This window comes from Reichenbachiella agarivorans (assembly GCF_025502585.1).
Classification (GTDB): Bacteria; Bacteroidota; Bacteroidia; order Cytophagales; family Cyclobacteriaceae; genus Reichenbachiella; species Reichenbachiella agarivorans.
Window position 1 is genome coordinate 4,082,383 of the sequence record NZ_CP106679.1, and the last position, 16,910, is coordinate 4,099,292.

The window sequence follows — 16,910 nt, forward strand, 5'->3', positions numbered from 1 at the left end:
TTCGGGCACTATCTCTCTCCAGACTATCAGTTTATCCATGCTAGTTTTAAGTTTTCAATGTATGAGCACACTATGAACTACCGCTGTTTTACACTTTTCCTCTTTCTCTTTCTTCCTTTTGTCTCCATTGCCCAGCCTACCTTCCTGCCGGGTGAAGACCCAAAACCGCCAAGCAGTCGATGGGTCAAAGTAAAATTGCTCTCCGACGAGTTTGAGAAGAAAAAGGTCGACACCAAAAAATGGCAGATCGAGCCCCGCGCCAATGGCTGGGAGTGGATCGGCCGTCCTCCAGGGCTGTTTCGTGAAGAGAATGTAAAAGCACATGATGGCAAGCTGGCCGTGACAGTAGGCGTACTCGACTCCACAATGGCCATCGATGGCAAAGATTTTACCTATCAGGGAGGTATCGTGCGCTCCATCGCGCCCGCACAGGTTGGCTGGTACTACGAGTGCAAGATGAAAGCCAACGCTACCGAGATGTCGTCTACCTTTTGGCTGATGTCCCGCTACGACTGTGAGAAAAAACTAGAACTCGACATACAAGAGTGCGTAGGCAAGATGTCTGACCAGGCAGAAGAATGGGCCAAAGACTGGGATCAAATCTACCACTCCAACGCCATCCACCGCCCTACCGAATGTGTCGAGCGACTCCAACTCCAAAAGTCCATCAAAACAGATGTAAAAAACCATGAGCGCTACTTCGTATATGCCGCTTGGTGGAAGTCCCCCAAAGAGATTCAATTTTTCCTTGACGGAAAATACGTGTACTCCATCCACCCCAAGGTGGTCTGGGACATGCCGGCCTTCCTGCACATGGCCATCGAGACCTACAGCTGGAATCCTGTACCCGAGGACGGCGGCATGGTCCGACGTGGCAGTTGGGAGGAGCGCACCACCCAGTACGAATGGGTGCGTACCTGGCAATTGAAAGAATGAAGCATTAGCATTTAGAGTAAACCAATAAACACAATAGAAAAGTGAGGAAATACCATCTATTATTATGTTTGACAGTGATCCTGACTTATGGGCTCAGCCTGCAGGCTCAGGATCAAAATTTTGACGCCAATTGGCTGTTTTTCAATGACAAGGCAGCTGGAGCAGAAACATCCGATTTTGACGACAGTCAGTGGCGCGAGCTCGACCTGCCCCACGACTGGGCCATCGAGGGTCCCTTCGATATCAAGTACAACGCCCGGGCGGGTGGTCTGCCCTTTCATGGCACAGGCTGGTACCGCAAGCACTTTGCCATGCCGCAGCGTGCCGAGGGCAAGGTGGTGCGCATCGAATTCGAAGGAGCCATGTACAACGCCCACATCTGGGTCAACGGCCAGCAAGTCGGTCACCGTCCCTATGGCTACATCGGGTTCGAATTTGACATCAGTCAATACCTCCGCTACGATGGATCGGACAACGTGATCGCTGTGCGCCTGACCCCCGAGCCTCTTTCCTCGCGCTGGTATCCGGGAGCGGGCATCTACCGTCATGTGTGGCTCAAAGTAGACGAACCCGTGCACGTAGCGCAGTGGGGTACCTACATCACTACGCCTACCGTCACAGACGCCAAAGCCGTCGTGCAAAACGAAACCCAGGTCGTCAACAAAAGCGACCAAGGTAAGACCGTCACCGTACGACAGCAGTACTTTGATCCGCAAGGCAGAGAAGTCGCCAGCATCGAAGAGCAGATCGTGATCGCCGCTCAATCCACCGCCACGGCGGCCTCTTATGTCAATGTAGCCAACCCACAACGCTGGGATCTGGACACGCCACACCTCTACACGGCGACCACTACTGTACTCGATGGCGATCAGGTGCTCGACCGCTACGAGTCCCGCTTTGGTATCCGCAGCATCCGCTTCGACACAGAGGGCTTCTACCTCAACGAGCGCAAAGTACGCTTCGACGGAGTCTGCCTGCACCACGACAATGGCGCGCTGGGTACTGCAGTCTATCGTCGCGCGATCGAGCGCAAACTACAGATCATGCAAGACATGGGTATCAATGCCATCCGTACCAGTCACAACCCGCCCTCACGTGAGTTACTTGAGCTATGCGACGAAATGGGACTGCTCGTGCTCGACGAAGCCTTCGACGTATGGAAGCTTGCCAAGGTGGAAAATGGCTACAACAAATTCTTCGACGAATGGGGCGAGATCGACCTGCGCGATATGATCCTGCGCGACCGCAACCATCCCTCTATCGTGATGTGGAGTATCGGCAATGAGATCATCGAGCAGAGCGACACTCAAAAGGGATGGACAGTCGCCAAAAAACTCAACGACGTGTGCAAGACCACCGATCCTACCCGCCCAAGTACGGCAGGCTTCAACTGGTACCCTGCACCCTACGACAACAACATGGCGCAGCAAGTAGATATCACGGGTATCAACTACAAGCCAACCAAGTACAGCGAAGTGCGCAGCAACTATCCGCGGCTACCGATCTACGGCTCAGAGACCTCCAGCTGCACGAGCAGCCGTGGTGTCTATCACCTGCCTATCGAAAAATACCAAACGCACGAGTCGCTACAGGTGACCAGCTACGACCTCATCGGCCCGCCGTGGGCTTACCCTCCGGACGTAGAGTTTTACTATCAGGCGCAAAACCCTTACGTGATGGGCGAGTTTATCTGGACGGGATTTGACTATCTGGGAGAGCCGACGCCTTACGGAGGCAAAGACAACTCCACCAACGGCCGATGGAACAGCGACTGGCCGTCACGCAGCTCCTACTTTGGCGCAGTAGACCTCTGTGGCTTCCCCAAGGATCGCTTCTACCTCTACCAAAGCCAGTGGACAGACGAGCCTATGATTCACCTGCTACCGCACTGGGATTGGCAAGGTATGGAAGGCCAAAATATCCCCGTCTACTGCTACACCAACTGCGACGAGGCAGAGCTATTCGTCAACGGTCAATCCATGGGGCGCAAGGTCAAAGGCCAGAACAAGACCACCCTGATCGTGGACTTCCTCCGCTACGAACCCAAGACCTTCGACTCCCCTTACCGACTGAGCTGGGACGTACCCTACCAAGCAGGTAGCATCCGGGTAGTCGGCTACAAAGACGGCAAGGCCGTACAAGAAAAAGAAATCCGTACCGCTGGTACTCCTGCCAAGATCAGCCTGTCGGTCGATCGAGCAGAGATCAGCGCCGATGGTCGCGACCTGGCCTATGTGACGGTGCGCATCGAAGACAAAGACGGTAACCTCTGCCCCAATGCGGACAATTTGGTCAACTTCGATGTGAAAGGTGCCGGGAAACTGATCGCCGTAGACAATGGCAATGCCGCCTCTACAGAGTCTTTTCAAGCCCCCTACCGCAAAGCCTTCAGCGGCATGGCGCTGGCCATACTCCGATCCGACAAGCAAGCGGGTAGGATCAAACTCAAAGCCACCGGCGAGGGATTGAAAAGCACTAGTGTGACAGTGATTACGAAATAAACAAAGCGCTACAGCAACACGATCAGAGGCGAAGCTGACATGCTTCGCCTCTGATATTTTATACCAGACAGCGTTGAACTTGAATTATGATACAGCTTCCTATTGGCATGAAATGAGCATAAACTTGACGTCCCTAATTTTACCTCCCTATAACTATCGGGACGAGGGATGAATATGTTTATAGCGAATTACATGTGGCCAATGGAGATAAACTTATACACATGAAAAAAAACTACTTAATACTCTGCGTACTCTTGTGCGTGTCCTTCATCAGCAAAGCACAAAACAAGATCAATACCATCACCGATGCTGGTGCCTGGTGCTGGTTTTCTGACCCGAGAGCCATATACCTACATGGCGATCGATCTGGGGTACTCACTGGCTGGGTCAAGTCGGACGGCAGCATCGAAGCGGCCCTCATCAACCCTAAGACAGGGGATTGGCAAAGCCAAATACTCTATCCCCAACTGGAGAAAGACGATCATGACAACCCTGCCTTTGTGGAGCTACCCGACCAAAACTACATGGCCTTCTATGCCAAACACGTCAAACAACACCTCTACTATCAGCACGCTAGCACAGCGGACTCCAGTCTTTTCGACGATCCGATCACCTACGATCCCATCGACCCCAAAGTACTCGCACGATACCCACGAGGAGGCGTCACCTACACCAATCCCTATGTGCTCAGCAAAGAAGACAACCGCATCTACTGTATGGGACGCTGGACAGGCTTCAAACCCAACATCATGTGGTCGGACGATCTGGGTCAGAGTTTCACCAAATCCAAGGTGTTTATCGCCGAGGAAGGTTTTGAACCAAGCAACAGACCTTATGTCAAGTACTACTCCGATGGCAAATCCCGCATTCACATCATCTTCACCGATGGCCACCCACGCAATGAATCACTCAACTCGGTCTATTATGCCTACTATGAAGCAGGGGCATTTTGGAAAGCTGATGGGAGCAAAATCTGCAACATCGACCAAATTCCATTTGCACCCGAGCAAGCCACCGTGGTCTATCAAGCCACTACAGATAGTGGACGCGCCTGGGTCTATGACATAGTCGCCGACAAAAAAGGCCGCCCGACCATCCTGTACGCCCGCTACCCTAGCGAGGAGGAGCATCTCTATTACTATGCCCAATACGATGGCAAACAATGGCACGACAGCTTCATTTGTAACTCGGGGCAGTGGTTTCCTCAGACGGTCGATGGCCAGACCGAAAAAGAACCTCACTACTCTGCCGGAATGGTGCTGCACCCCAGAGACCCGAATACCGTCTATTTGTCCCGATCCGTCGCAGGAGTCTTTGAGATAGAAAAATGGACTACCCAAAACCAGGGCAAAGATTGGTCATCGACAGCCATGACCTCTGGATCGTCAAAAGATAACGTCCGACCTTACATCCCGAGAAATATGCAGCGAAAAGATCAACCCATGCTATTGTGGATGGAAAACGATCATTATGTGCATTACACCAATTATAAAAGTGCCATCAAATACGTCACTATCCCATGATTCAAGACAAGAAAAACCATTTCAGATTGATCCAATGTTTTTTGCTCGTAGGAGCCATCGGAATCTTCCATTTCACCCCTTTGCATGCGCAAAAAATCAAGCCAAAGCAAGTACTCAAGGAAATGGAAGCGGTGGCCGATTGGCAAATTGAGCATTTTAGAGACACTTTTAGCATCGACGGAAAAAAGCCACACCACATCGCAGACTGGACCAATGGCGCACTCTACGTCGGCATGGTCAAGTGGGCAGCACTCGCCCAAGACGACAGGTATTACGAATGGCTCAAATCTGTAGGCAATGAGCAAGACTGGCAACTACACTGGCGAAAGTACCACGCCGACGACCATGCCATAGGACAGATGTATATCGAGCTGTTTAGAAAATACAGCGACTCCACCATGATCCTCCCCACAATCCAAGGCATGGACTATATCATCGACCATCCAAGCGAGGAGCCCATCACGCTGGACAATTACCAACACCTAGAGCGATGGACCTGGTGCGATGCACTCTTCATGGCGCCACCGGTACTGGCCAAGCTCGCCAATATCACAGGCGATGAGCGCTATACCGACTTTATGATGCGTGAGTATCAGGCTACAACTGATCACCTCTTCGATCCGACAGAAAAGCTCTACTACCGCGACAACTCCTACATCGGCAAGCTCGATCATGGTCACAAAATTTTTTGGTCGAGAGGCAATGGATGGGTATTTGGCGGACTCACGCTGATCATGGACGAATACCCCGTCGGGTCGGAAGAGTACAACTACTTCCTCGATATCTACAAGCAGATGGCCGCTAAGCTGATCACCATCCAAACGCCTGAAGGACACTGGGCGATGAGCCTGCTGGCGCAAGACCTCTACCCTACACCCGAAGCGAGCGGCACAGCATTCTTCACCTTCGGGCTGGCTTGGGGGATCAACCACGGTGTGCTCGATCGCGCCACCTACGAGCCCACCGTACGCAAGGCCTGGCAGGCGCTGACCAGCTACATCACCAAAGATGGCATGCTCGGCTATGTACAGCCCATCGGCGCAGCCCCCGGCAGTGCCTGGCCCGACAAGACGGAGGTGTACGGCACGGGCGCATTCCTCGCCGCTGGGTCTGAGGTGTATCAGCTCTACAAAAAATAAGGACGCTGCAATGGTCAAATGCTGCGCAAGCAGGCTGCTGACCTGCTTGTATCGACAAACTAATACATCCGACCCATAACATCATCTACCGATGTGCAATTCACCGAAAATCAAAAAGACTCTTGGTGGAATACCATGACTCGCACTGCGTAATACAGCAAAGCTCCAAAGGTTCTGCACCCTTGGAGCTTTGTACACTTACTTATTGAGATACAATGCCTCTAGTGTCCAGAAGCCGTCTTTGCCTTTGGATTGATTTCTGGCATTTTGGACCTGCCATGGGGTGACTGGATCCATACCATTGAGCTCGGTACGAACATAGGTGAGTACATCAGCAATCCACTCATTGTCCTGTTCTTTCATGGCGATCATGACACCCGTGTAATTTTTTCCGTCTACAGGACCTTGCAGTCCATTGAGCACGATCTTGGCCAGCGATACTGGTTGTCCTTTGACACGTGGTGATCCTTTGAGCGGTGGAGCGATGTCTCCCAAGCCTTCGCCCTGCTTGCCATGACAGTCGGCACAGAGTCCCTGATAGGTATAGTAGCCCTTGACCAGCGAGCGCTTGCGTCCACCAGGGAGCAGTTTGTGTTTTTCCATAAGTTGCTTCTCGATCGGCGGTTCTTCCTTGAGTCCCTCCTCTCCTGTATAGGCCAGTACCATGTTGTGGCGGTCGTTTCTCATTAGCTGATAAATAACGTTCTTCGCCTCTGGCGACTTGCTCCATCGCATAGACAGTCCAAGCTGTATCTGTACGTCTTTGCTCGGGTCTTCGATCCGTTCGCTGAGCAGCTGTAGCATGGCCTCATCGCCCTGTGCCAGATAAGGCTCTGTATTGCGAATAGCAGCAGCTCTCACACGGGCATCATCATCGTCGAGCAGCTCTACAAGCAGCTGGCGATCCAGTGCATCCATGCCTTCGAGCGTCCAGAGTGCGTGGAGTCGCTGCAGATCATAGTCTTTGTCATCTCCACCCAGCCAGGGCTTGGTCTCAAGCGCTTTCGCTTGTAGCTCGGACACGATACCCTCCTCCCTTCGGAGTATGATGAGTTTTTGCGCCTGCATACGATACCAGCCGCTAGGATGTCCGAGGTAGGACAACAACTCTTCGGTTGACTTATCCATCAATTTTTCTCTGTTAGCTGGCGGCATATCTTCATGTACAATACGATAGATGCGTCCCTTGCCAATGTTTTTGTCGAGTTTCTTGCGCTCCACAACAGGGCGTAGATAACTACCCTTGCGCACCCAGTTGCCCTCCTGTATGATGCCACGGTACATATCGACGATGTAGAGGCAGCCATCCGGCCCCACCTTGGTATCGACCGGACGGAAATTGGCATCCGTAGCGGCTAGAAATTCTGTTTCCTCGTAGGCGTTGCTGAGGATGATTTGCCCGTCACGATTTTCTACCTTGGCACGACGTACGAGACGACCGACTGGTTCAGGGATGAATAGATCACCATAGGCATCAAGTCTGTCTCCGAGAAACAAAGTCTGTCCACACGAAGCGGTGAAGTGGTTGAGCGTGCCTTCTTCCCTCAGCCTCCAGGAGCCACCTTGTACATCGGGCGTACCGACCACAGGCCATACTTTTTCAAACCCCTCTTCCCACTTGCCTTTCATCTCCAGATCGCCATAAACAGGGTGAATCTGAAATCCAAGTGCTGGTACTTCCCCTCCTGCTGAGGAGTAGTACATACGACCTGTTTCGTCTTGTGTCAAACCCCATTGCCCATTGGGCGGGCTACGCATGGTATCCACCTCCAGCGTGCCTGAGGTGTAGCGGTAGCGCAGGTTGCCTTTGGAGAGGTAGAGCCAGTTGTCGATGTTCCAGATCATGCTGCCCGGTTGGTGTTCCAGATTGCTGCGATCCATTGTTTGGTCTTCGAGCAGTAGTTTTTTTTCGTCGGCCTTGCCATCCCCATCCGTATCACGATAGAGCCAAAAATGTCGGTAGTAGGTCTCCTGCACGATCAGTCCATCATCTACTGGCTGGATCACTCGTGGTAGCACCAGACTATCCACGAATACCGTGCTTTTGTCCATCTTGCCATCACCATCTTCATCGTCGAGCAGCATGATTTTGCTCCAAGGCATCCCTTGGTCATTGCCATCAATGTCTTGCATGTAAGTATCCATCTGCGCTACATAGAGTCGACCATTGGCATCCCATGCGATGGCCACAGGTTCGTTGATCATCGGCTCGCTGGCCACTAGTTCGGCTCGATAGCCTTCAGGCATGTAGAAGGAAGCGATGGTTTCTTCTGGAGAGAGGAAATCTACCACCGGATCGGGATCGATCTCTGGACGTGTATATGCAGCTTGTCGGGGTTTTTCCTCGCTGCAGGCCACCAGACATAGGATAGACAATAGTAGAAATAGGAATCGATTTTTAGTATCAATCATGCTTTGCTTTAATTATTTCAAACGAAGATTTTTCTTCTCATTCAAAATTGTACAAAACAACAATCATCTGAAACAGTCTAAAAAATTGTCCCCGAAACAGACACCAATCTCCCCCCTCTGGAGTATCTAAAATGTCAGAACGGAAAGGAAAGTTTCAATTCTTATTTACATCCAACTGCCCAAATAATCACATGATTAGATCACCCCTCTATCCAATGGGTATTTGCCCCAGTACTCTTTCCCTTATTATCCATACCCTTGTATATCGATTTTTATACAGTACACCTCATGAAAAACTATATTATCTACGCGCTTACCCTATTATTAGCGATGGGCAACACCGTCTATGCCCAATCCCCCAATGTGATCGTGATTCTGGCCGACGATATCGGTACGGGCGACATCTCCCATTACCAGCGGCATTTTGATCAACAAGTAGTCGTCGAAACCCCGCACATCGACCGACTGGCCAGCGAGGGCATGTATTTCACTGATGCGCACTCGCCTGCGGCACTTTGCGCTCCGTCACGCTATGCGATCATCACGGGCAACAGTACTTTTCGCAGTTATGCACCCTGGGGTGTATGGGGCGCCTATCAGCCATCGCCCATCGAAGACGAAGACCTGACGCTCGGCGAATTGATGCAAGGTGCAGGCTATCGTACGGGCTTCTTTGGTAAGTGGCACATGGGTGGAGACTGGAGACGCAAGAGCAACCCAGACGAAATCTACCGCGCGCCCAGAAATGAACCAGAAATGGACATAGACCTCACCGAACGCATCGCAGGCGGCCCTATGCAAAACGGGTTTGACTATGCCTTTACTTTCCCTTCTGGCATACAGGATGTGCCCTATGCGGTATTTGAAAACAACCGCTGGTATCCGCTGACAGACAGCTCCGAACTGACTCTAATCACCCAGCAGAAAATGAACAAGCTTGACGTAAAGCTGGACAAGGACGAAGGTCTGGGTGACTCGGCCTGGGATCCTCACGATATGGGGCCTTTGCTGGCACAAAAGGCGGTCAACTTCATAGCGCAAAACAGCGCAGAACCTTTCTTCATGTACTATTGCTCAGAGGCCGTGCACCTGCCGCATACCCCACCTGCCACGCTCAATGGTGAATCTATCGCTGGCACCTATCCCGTACCACACATGGACATGATCAAAGAACTCGACGAGCAGATAGGTATGATGATCGCAGCACTCAAAGCGCAAGGCGTGTATGAAAATACCCTGATCGTCATCACCAGCGACAATGGTGGATTGGGCTTCAGAGAAACACTCGCGACAGGCCACCAACCTAGCAGCATCTACAGCGGTCACAAAAACAGCATACTAGAAGGCGGCCATCGTGTCCCCTTGATCGCCTCATGGCCAGGACAAATCCAGCCAGGCAGCTCCTCTGATGCTGCCGTACAAGGACTCGACATCCACGCCACACTGGCCGATATCCTCAGTCAAAAAGTAGGCAAGCAGCAAGCCGTCGACTCCCGCAGCATGCTACCCTTACTGCAAGGCAAGGACAAAGCCATCCGGAAACAAATGATCATACAAGGTGGTACGAGCCGTGAGATGGCCTACTATGAAGGAGACTGGAAGTTGATCGTACAGTTCGACCAAAAAGACAATAGCAACAAAACCCGCACGCCTAAAGCACTCTACAATCTAAAAGAGGATATAAAAGAAAAAAACAACTTGCTACAGTCAGAAAACAGACGAGTCCAAAAGATGTTTGTCAGGTTCAATGAGATGAGGGATTCGTAACTATACCTGCCCCGATCGTCTAAGCTTTTGTATCAAACTCAAGCACCGCATGTCTCTTGAAAAAAACAAAGCCAACGCCATTGCCTTTTATCGAATGGCCTACGAAGGCAAACCCAGCGAAGCAATAGCACGATTTGTAGGCAGTCAATACATACAACACAATCCGCATGTAGCTGATGGAACTGACGGTTTCATCAGCTACTTTGAGCGGATGCAAGCCGAGTACCCCGAAAAATCCATTGAATTTATGCGCTGCATCCCAGAAGAGGATCTGGTCGCACTCCACACGCACCAAACTTGGCCCGACGATGACCAGTATGTAACCATGGACTTTTTTCGCTTCGACGAAAACGGCAAAATATGCGAACACTGGGACGCCATCCAACAAATCCCCAAAGCATCAAAAAACCCGAACACGATGTATTGATGGGTTCTACTCCACCTTAAAAACAAAAGCATGCTTCCCAACGGGCTGCTTAGGCAAGGATATCTCTAGCCCTTCGGCTGTTTGTGCCCATTCGACCGTGCCGTCATAGCCGAGCAGCTGCACCTGATTGATGGCTTTGTCTAGCAGTTGCTGATCCGTACCCAAGGAGCGAATCATCAGCTTGCCGCTCTCTGGCCAGGCCAGTGCAATGGCGTAGAGTGTATCGCCCTTAGTGGTAAAGCGGATGTCTTCAGCCACTGCATCGGGATTTTTGTTTTCGCTCAGGTGGCCTTCTACGATTTCCTGAGGTCCTTCACCATAGATCTTCCACGGACGTGTGCCGTAGATCGCCTCGCCGTTGATCGACAGCCATTCGCCCATTTCTAGCAGTCGGTCACGTACCTCCTGCTCGATCACACCATCAGCTGTCGGTGGTATATTGAGTAGTACGGCACCATTTTTACTTACTACATCGACCAAGAAATCAATCAATCGATTGGTCGATTTGTACTTAGGATTGGCGATGTGCGACCAGGCCTTCCAGTCCATCGAGTCGTCTGTCAACCAGGGAAAATCCTTCTTTTCACTCATGCGGGCACGCTCTAGATCGAGCACAGCAGAGCCCTCTGCCATATCGGTAAACTTGTAGGTGCATACCACCTCTTGCCCCCATTCTTCAGCTTTGTTGTAGTAGTTGGCGAGAAACCGCTGGCGATACTCCTCGCCGATGATGTCCATCTTGTTGTCAAACCAGATCATATCCGGCTGGTACTTGTCCATCAATTCGTCGAGCCTGTCGAGCCACTCCTGATTGAAAGCCGCATCAGGCAGCGGATCCGTCGGCTTGTCAGCCATCACGAAAGTCCCTTCAGGCACTTTAGGCCCGTACAAACCTTTGTACTGAGGATCACCTGCGTCTACGCGCACATCCCAAGTCGTGTACCAGGCGTACATCCAGTGACGGTGATAAGTCGCCACGAATTTCATCCCCTGCTTTCTAATCGCTTTGGCCATCTCCCCTACGATATCACGCTTGGGCCCCATATCGACCGCATCCCAGGTGGTGAGATCACTATCCCACATCGCAAACCCATCGGCGTGCTCCGCCACTGGCCCGGCAAACTGCGCACCCGATTGCTTAAACAACTCCGCCCATTCATCCGCATCGAACTGCGTGGCTTTGAACATCGGTATAAAATCCTTGTAGCCAAACTGATCGAGCGACCCGTAAGTCTCTTCGTGGTGCTTGCGAACGGGATGTCCCTCCTCATACATCCAATGCGAATACCACTCTGTCTGGTAAGCGGGCACCGAATAAGGACCCCAGTGAAAGTAAATCCCAAACTTTGCATCCAGAAACCAGTCTGGCGTCTGGTGCTGCTTGAGCGATTGCCAATCGGGCTGATAGGTCTGCTCCTTCCTTTTTGGTGTATTATCGCATCCCCAAAGCAGCAACACTGCTATCAATAAGTTTATCAAACTCTTAGTTTTCATCTCTATTTACTTTTTCCATTCGCTCAGTTCCAGGGCATTGAGCCAAATACCTTTTCCTTCGGCACCATTGAAATTGATCACCAAAGGCGACTGGCCATCGGACACAAAAACGACGGTAGAAGTACCCGGCTCGTCATACTGCATGCTCTTGCCTTCGGTTACTGCCACACTCACTTCACCAGCATCCATTGCGGCCGATTTTTCCGTCAAGGTCTTCTCATATGGCAGTTGGTGGATCGTCAGCGACTTGAGCTTTTCCTTGTTGGGATCCATCTGGTCTGAGTTGCTGCGTGGCGCGTGGTGCCAGGTCTTGAGTCGGTAGGTGCCAGCAGGCAGTCCATCGAAGATCAGGTCGAGTCCATCGTCATCTACGCCGATCACGCCATCGCCATAGGCATAGCCGTATTTTCCGATCACGTTCATCTCTCCGAGCCAGCGGATCACTCCCTCGTCGGATGCCGTAGCTACCTTCACGGTCGCCTGGTCGAAGTTTTTGAAAGCATAGCTAGAAGAGGCATTGTCCTGGCCATACCAGTAGTTCCAGCCAAACTGCACCAGCTGATCCAGCGCGCCCAGGTCTACCCGTTCGCTCTGGAAGTCGTAGATCGCCTCGGCATTTTCGACGATCATGTCGGTCCGATTAGGCACCAACTCTACGGTGGCCTTTCCTGTTCTCAGTCCTTTCGCTTTCGCGTAAATGGTGATTTGGCCAGGTGTGGTACCCGCTTCGATCAGTGCAGGTGCTACACCGTACTCGGTAAACATCGGATTGGCATTGATATCCGCGTCATCGCCGATCACGGTCGCGTCTCCTTTGACCGAAAAAGTAATCTTGTCGTCGGTACCAGACACCACTGTGCCGTTTTTGTCAACGACCACTGCATAGACCATCAGGATATCCGATCCGTCGGCGGTGAAGTCACGGCCGACAGTATCCACTTGCAGGCGGATGGCTTTGGCCGCCTCAGGTGTCTTTTTGGAGGTCTCTAGCGCAGCACCATCGGCGAAGTAGGCCTTTACACTGAGCTCACCGTCGCGGTAGTCGATTTCACGAAAGTGGAAGGGTGCATGATCCAGTCCGTCGTAGATCGTATCGGTGCTGGCCTTGCTTTTGCCCAGGGATTTTCCGTTGAGGAAAAGCTCCACCTCGTCGGCATTGCTGTAGACCGTGACCTCCTCTGTACCCGCCACCCAATCTTCGTGGATGTAGACGAAAGGCTCGTCTCGAAGCTCAGCCTTGTACCACTCGGTCTCAGGTCTGGCGTAGCGGAAGATCGTCATTGCACCGCTGCGGGTGCGGTCGATCGGGTCGTTGGCCTTGTCGTGACTGGGATGAAAAGTGTAGTAGGCATGGGCAGTCCAGGCGATGAGGCCAGTCATGAGCACGTCTGCTTTGTAGGGAGCCACAGCGGCGGGTCCTCTCCTGCCTTCCATGGCAAAAATCGGCTCAGAGCGATCCCATCCAAATGGCCCGTAGAGCATGTTGGCATTGATATCGGTGAGGCCCGAGGCCTGCCAGCCCGTCCAGCGGGCACCCTGTGAGGCAGTGAGCCTGACAGGGTCTTCCTGCTTGATGGTGTTGTGCACGCGAGGCACATAGCCGCGGTGGTTGATCCCGCCGCCCCACATCACTACTGAGGGGTGATTGCGGTGGTTGCGGACCATCTCACGAGCGGCTTGATCAAAATTTTGCCACCACTGCTCTTCGGTACTTATAGAAATCCAAGAAGGCGCCTCCTCGTACACCAATATGCCCAGCTCGTCGCAGGCATCGATCAAGGCATCATCCTGCGGATAGTGCGCGGTGCGCATGATGTTGAAGCCAAATGCTTTGAACTGCAACATGTCTTTGTAATGCAGCGAATTGGGCACGGCGTCCCCGATATAGGGATACTGCTGGTGACGGTTGAAGCCCAGCAACTCGATAGGCTCACCATTGAGCACAAAACCACGTACAGGGTCGAGCTCAAACTTGCGCAGGCCTATTTTGTTTTCCACAAAATCGAGGGTTTGACCATCGACCTCTACGACTGAGTTGACACGGTAGAGGTAGGGGTTGTCGATGTCCCAAAGCTGGACATTGTCCTCCAGGCTACCGATTTGGTCAAACTGGTATTCGGCACCCAGCGCTACCTGGGCAACATCCGTCAGCTTCATCACCACCAGGCCGTCTGCGTCGATCACGCGGGTGATGAGTTGGATTTCTTTTGATTCCGCACCTTCGTTGCGCACGGCCGTCTTGATGTTGATGGTCGCGTTTTTGTTGACTGGGTCGATGGTCGGCGTGGTGATGTACACACCTGAGTGCAGCGACTCCCAGTTGAAAGTGACATGCACCGGGTCGGTCTGCACGAGGTACACATCGCGATACAGTCCGCTGAACTTCACATAATCGAAAGGCCCCGGGTCTGGCGGCACGAGTTCGTTGCGGCGATTGTCGGCCAGTACGGTGATCTGATTGGCCTGGCCTTTGTCTACATAGTCCGTGATATCGAAGTGAAACGGCGTGTAGCCTCCGGTACTGTGCTTGCCTACGAGCTGACCATTGACCCACAGCGTCGCGACCTGATGCACGCCTTCGAACTCCAAAAACACCTTTTGATCTCCCGCAGGCACCTCGATATCGCGTCGGTACCAACCCACCTCACGGTGAAAAACCAACTGTGTCTTTTCATCTTGCAGACCATCGAGTGTCAGAGAAGTCAGTGCCAGGGTATGCGGCACATTGACCGTCTCCCAAGAGCTGTCGTCCAGGTCTCTTTGGTAATACTCCGCTTCGGCATCCCCGACGTGAAACTTCCAGTCTTGGTTGATGTTTTCTTTGCTGCGCTCTGTGTCAGGAAAGCCATAGGGCAAGTCCTGAGCGATAGCAGTCGGTCCGTAGAGTGATGCCCATATCAGGGTGATCAGTAGGATGTGTTTCGTATTCATGCTCACTTATTTATAAATTCTCATTTTCGAGAATCGAATTAAAGGTTGAAATTCATCATTTTTTCTTCACCAGTTTGAGCTGGTCTTTCTTTCATATTGCTCAGCCTGTGTTATCTATTACCTCGGTAGTCGTCCTTACTCTCCAACATTTGTCATCTCTCCGCTTCGGCGGACCACCTCTGGTCGAGGTGACAATAGCACATTACTTTCCCTCACTCATAATAGTCCCAATAGTCGAACTGCGTTGAGACGCTTTCTTTGCTATCTCCCAGTTCGATGGCTTTTTCTTTTAGTCGCTTTCTCATCACAGCTACCCGCTCGCGATGCTCGGGGAAAGGTGACAAATCCTGCATCTCCCAGGGATCCTGCACAACATTGAAGAGCTGCGTGACACGCGATCCCGCTTCGAAAACACCCTCCTTTTTCGTCTCGTCTGGTGCTCGCACGTATTCGATCAGCTTGTAGTCTCCCTCGCGATAAGCGCGCTGATGCTGACGGTACGCGTGATAGGTATAGTCCCGTATTTGTGCTGTATCGCCAGCGATCACTGGCGCCATGCTTTGCCCATTGGCAGAAGCCGGCTGGTCGATCCCCACCAGATCGCAGATCGTGGGGAAGATATCGTGTGTATAGCACAGCGCATCGGTACGCTTTCCTTTTTGCGATATCGCTCCACCTGAGAAGATCAGCGGGATATGCACCCCATCTTCGTCGTAAATATTTTGTTTGCCCAGCAGACCGTGGTTGCCTACGCCCAGCCCACTATCGCCTGCCAGTACGATGAGCGTATTGTTATACTGACCACTCTCCTTGAGTGCCTGGATCACTCGGCCAATCTGTGTATCGAGGTGCGTGATGATGGCGTAGTAGTCCGCCAACTGCTGGCGGGCGATCGTCTCGGTCCTCGGCCAGGGTGCCAAGGCTTCGTCGCGGAGAAAAATATGCCCATTGTCGAAAGGGTGCTGCGGCATGTACGAAGGCGTCAAGGCCACCGTCTCTGGAGGGTACATGTCACGGTACGCCTTAGGCGCCTGGCGGGGATCATGCGGCGCATGAAAGGCCAGGTACATCATCCAGGGCTTGCGCGAGCGGCGGCTTGCTATATACTTGACCGCCTCACGGGCAAATATCTCTGAAGTATGTGGACCGTCGGCTTCTGTCCCAGTGGGACACTTTTTGTCGTCTTTGGTGAGGGGTCGGCGAATCTCCTGACCTGCTTCATCATAAGTGAGCAGGTAGGCATTATCGCGCGTGTAGTTGCCGTCGGGCTGCCAGTCCCATAACGGCATGCGAAAGTGATCGGTCAGGTAGACACCACGCCCCATCACGGTAGCACCCCCATCGAACGAACGCGCCAACGAGGCATTGTCCTGGTGCCACTTGCCGACCATGTAGGTCTCATATCCAGCCTCTCCAAAGGTCTGCCCCATGGTCGTGTGCGACTCAGGGATCTCATGTCCTTGTCCCTGAAGGGTAAAAAGCTGTCGGCCGGTAAGCAACATAGCGCGACTCGGTACACAAGTCGCCCCGCTGAATGCACCCATCAGGTAGGCCCGATCAAAAACCACCCCTTCGTGAGCCAGCTGATCCATGTGTGGCGTCTGCACCGCCATACCTCCCAGCGCATGCACGCCAGAGTAGCGGTGGTCATCGGTGTAGATGACCAGTACATTGGGCTCTTTCTGTTGGCTTGCGTGCTTGTCTCCATTGGCCACCGCCAACATCGAATGACACGCCACCAATAAGCTAATAGACAGTATGATACTTTTTCCCTTCATGC

Annotated in this window: 10 protein-coding genes; 6 read left to right on the plus strand and 4 right to left on the minus strand. The window is 52.3% G+C overall.

Annotated elements, in window-relative coordinates; all coding sequences use genetic code 11:
* The first annotated feature begins 339 nt into the window (after positions 1-339).
* From N6H18_RS16970 to N6H18_RS16985, 4 genes are all read left to right on the plus strand, one after another.
* Positions 340-936: a LamG domain-containing protein gene (locus tag N6H18_RS16970; protein ID WP_262309474.1), complete on the plus strand. Its 597-nt coding sequence runs from the start codon at positions 340-342 to the stop codon at positions 934-936.
* 74 nt (positions 937-1,010) lie between these two features.
* On the plus strand, positions 1,011-3,437 hold the full coding sequence (galB, locus tag N6H18_RS16975; RefSeq protein WP_262311628.1) for a beta-galactosidase GalB: 2,427 nt from the start codon (positions 1,011-1,013) through the stop codon (positions 3,435-3,437).
* Positions 3,438-3,658: 221 nt separating this feature from the next.
* Complete coding sequence (locus N6H18_RS16980; protein ID WP_262309475.1) at positions 3,659-4,960, plus strand: BNR repeat-containing protein; 1,302 nt, start codon at positions 3,659-3,661, stop codon at positions 4,958-4,960.
* Positions 4,957-6,099, plus strand: a complete 1,143-nt coding sequence (locus N6H18_RS16985; RefSeq protein ID WP_262309476.1) for a glycoside hydrolase family 88/105 protein — start codon at positions 4,957-4,959, stop codon at positions 6,097-6,099. The genes N6H18_RS16980 and N6H18_RS16985 overlap by 4 nt, the downstream gene beginning before the upstream one ends.
* Positions 6,100-6,297: 198 nt before the next feature.
* Here the strand turns inward: N6H18_RS16985 and N6H18_RS16990 are convergent, their stop codons facing one another.
* Positions 6,298-8,511, minus strand: coding sequence for a DUF7133 domain-containing protein (locus tag N6H18_RS16990; protein ID WP_262309477.1), 2,214 nt, complete (start codon positions 8,509-8,511; stop codon positions 6,298-6,300).
* 288 nt (positions 8,512-8,799) lie between these two features.
* Here N6H18_RS16990 and N6H18_RS16995 point away from each other — a divergent pair, with 288 nt between their 5' ends.
* The gene (locus tag N6H18_RS16995) at positions 8,800-10,278 is read left to right on the plus strand and encodes a sulfatase family protein (protein ID WP_262309478.1); all 1,479 of its coding nucleotides are present in this window, start codon (positions 8,800-8,802) and stop codon (positions 10,276-10,278) included.
* A gap of 49 nt (positions 10,279-10,327) precedes the next feature.
* Positions 10,328-10,705 (plus strand): nuclear transport factor 2 family protein, encoded by a 378-nt coding sequence (locus tag N6H18_RS17000; RefSeq protein WP_262309479.1) that lies wholly within the window; start codon positions 10,328-10,330, stop codon positions 10,703-10,705.
* Positions 10,706-10,711: 6 nt separating this feature from the next.
* Here the strand turns inward: N6H18_RS17000 and N6H18_RS17005 are convergent, their stop codons facing one another.
* The 3 genes from N6H18_RS17005 to N6H18_RS17015 all read right to left on the minus strand — a co-directional run bounded on the left by N6H18_RS17005 (position 10,712) and on the right by N6H18_RS17015 (position 16,908).
* Complete coding sequence (locus tag N6H18_RS17005; protein WP_262309480.1) at positions 10,712-12,199, minus strand: alpha-L-fucosidase; 1,488 nt, start codon at positions 12,197-12,199, stop codon at positions 10,712-10,714.
* A gap of 6 nt (positions 12,200-12,205) precedes the next feature.
* Positions 12,206-15,130, minus strand: coding sequence for a glycoside hydrolase family 2 protein (locus tag N6H18_RS17010; protein ID WP_262309481.1), 2,925 nt, complete (start codon positions 15,128-15,130; stop codon positions 12,206-12,208).
* 212 nt (positions 15,131-15,342) lie between these two features.
* On the minus strand, positions 15,343-16,908 hold the full coding sequence (locus tag N6H18_RS17015) for a sulfatase-like hydrolase/transferase (protein WP_262309482.1): 1,566 nt from the start codon (positions 16,906-16,908) through the stop codon (positions 15,343-15,345).
* Positions 16,909-16,910: the final 2 nt, after the last annotated feature.

Excerpts from the sequence above, each read along its gene's own strand:
- N6H18_RS16980 (WP_262309475.1), top strand. The coding sequence starts at position 3,659 with ATGAAAAAAAACTACTTAATACTCTGCGTACTCTTGTGCGTGTCCTTC.
- N6H18_RS16985 (WP_262309476.1), top strand. The coding sequence starts at position 4,957 with ATGATTCAAGACAAGAAAAACCATTTCAGATTGATCCAATGTTTTTTG.
- N6H18_RS16990 (WP_262309477.1), bottom strand. The coding sequence starts at position 8,511 with ATGATTGATACTAAAAATCGATTCCTATTTCTACTATTGTCTATCCTA.
- N6H18_RS16995 (WP_262309478.1), top strand. The coding sequence starts at position 8,800 with ATGAAAAACTATATTATCTACGCGCTTACCCTATTATTAGCGATGGGC.
- N6H18_RS17000 (WP_262309479.1), top strand. The coding sequence starts at position 10,328 with ATGTCTCTTGAAAAAAACAAAGCCAACGCCATTGCCTTTTATCGAATG.
- N6H18_RS17005 (WP_262309480.1), bottom strand. The coding sequence starts at position 12,199 with ATGAAAACTAAGAGTTTGATAAACTTATTGATAGCAGTGTTGCTGCTT.
- N6H18_RS17010 (WP_262309481.1), bottom strand. The coding sequence starts at position 15,130 with ATGAATACGAAACACATCCTACTGATCACCCTGATATGGGCATCACTC.
- N6H18_RS17015 (WP_262309482.1), bottom strand. The coding sequence starts at position 16,908 with ATGAAGGGAAAAAGTATCATACTGTCTATTAGCTTATTGGTGGCGTGT.